Annotated in this window: 1 protein-coding gene; it reads left to right on the plus strand. The window is 38.6% G+C overall.

The window, feature by feature from the left end; all coding sequences use genetic code 11:
• Positions 1 to 71: 71 nt before the first annotated feature.
• Positions 72 to 1,228 (plus strand): IS3 family transposase gene (locus ACFSBH_RS03245; RefSeq protein WP_149476521.1). Its coding sequence is split into 2 segments (ribosomal slippage): positions 72 to 315 and positions 315 to 1,228, totalling 1,158 coding nucleotides; the frame shifts between segments, so codons are not numbered across the junction.
• Positions 1,229 to 1,442 lie beyond the last annotated feature (214 nt).

A 1,442-nucleotide genomic window follows, 5' to 3' on the forward strand; every position in this document is an offset into this window, starting at 1 on the left:
TGATGCTAGTATAGTTTCATGGACACATCTAAGTTAAATTTATACAATGAATTTCAAGGAGGATGTGTCCGATGAATACAAGAAATAACGGTAAACGATATAATGATGATTTCCGTAAAATGATTGTCGATCTTTATCATTCTGGAAGTTCTGTAAAAGATTTAAGTAGCGAGTATGGCGTATCTGATGTAACCATTTATAAATGGATTAAAGACTTAACCCCGATTGAAGGGACGGAGGGTAAGGAGATTAACCCAAAAGATGTAGACGCCATTCAAAAAGAGAACCTTCGCTTGAAACAGGAGCTTGAAATCCTAAAAAAGGCTATGGCCATATTCGCTCGAAAGTAAATGACACAGAACTAACTGAATTTATTACAGAACATAAAGATGATTATCCCATTCGCACGATGTGTGAAACCCTTGATATACCTAAAAGTACGTACTACCAATCGCTGCATAAAACAGAATCAGACCGTGATCGTGAGCGTCGTGAATTCACAGAAAAGATCATACAGATTCATGAAGATAGTAAGAAACGATATGGTGCACCTAAGATTCATGAAATCCTTGTAAAACAGGGCCACAAGATCAGTATAAATCGGGTTCAACGCTTGATGAAAAAAGCTGGAATCCAATCGATCATCGTTAAGAAGTTTCGGCCGACACCTAGTAAAGAGAAAGTGGAAGAGCGAGAAAACATTCTTAAAAGAGACTTTACAACGACAGCGATTAACCAAAAATGGGTTGGCGATATCACGTATATTCATACGCTTCGTGATGGCTGGTGTTACCTTGCATCTGTATTAGACTTGCATTCAAGAAAGGTTATTGGGTATTCATTTGGACGTTCGATGACGACTGAATTGGTAGAAAAAGCTTTAGAAAACGCTTATGTCACACAGAAACCTAATGATGGCGTTATCTTCCATTCTGATTTGGGTTCACAATATACAAGTGATGCCTTCACAGAAAAGATTCAGGACTACAAGATGACACATTCCTTCAGTCATAAAGGCAGTCCCTATGACAATGCTTGTATCGAGTCTTTTCATGCGATCTTAAAGAAAGAAGAAGTAAACCACGTACAATACTTAGATTTTAACGCTGCGCGAGTAGAGTTATTTAAATATATTGAAGGCTGGTATAACCGCAAAAGAATACACGGCAGTATCAACTATCTAACGCCACAAGAGATGGAAGATTTAGCGCTCCATCAAGCAGCATAATTGCACCAATTAACATAAGAGCACGGCTTTACTTGGAGAGGTGGGCGTGGTAGGCTTTCACCTTGCGAAAGGTCTATTTACTAACCTTTCGTCTTTCGCAAATCACCACGCACACAGAGGCTCCATGTCAAGCCTTCACATATCTATTCAAATAAGCTTCAAAGCACAACCAAAAAACTAACTTAAATGTGTCCTAAATATTGACGTAGATCCA

This window comes from Oceanobacillus luteolus, assembly GCF_042678205.1.
Taxonomy (GTDB): Bacteria; Bacillota; Bacilli; order Bacillales; family Amphibacillaceae; genus Oceanobacillus; species Oceanobacillus luteolus.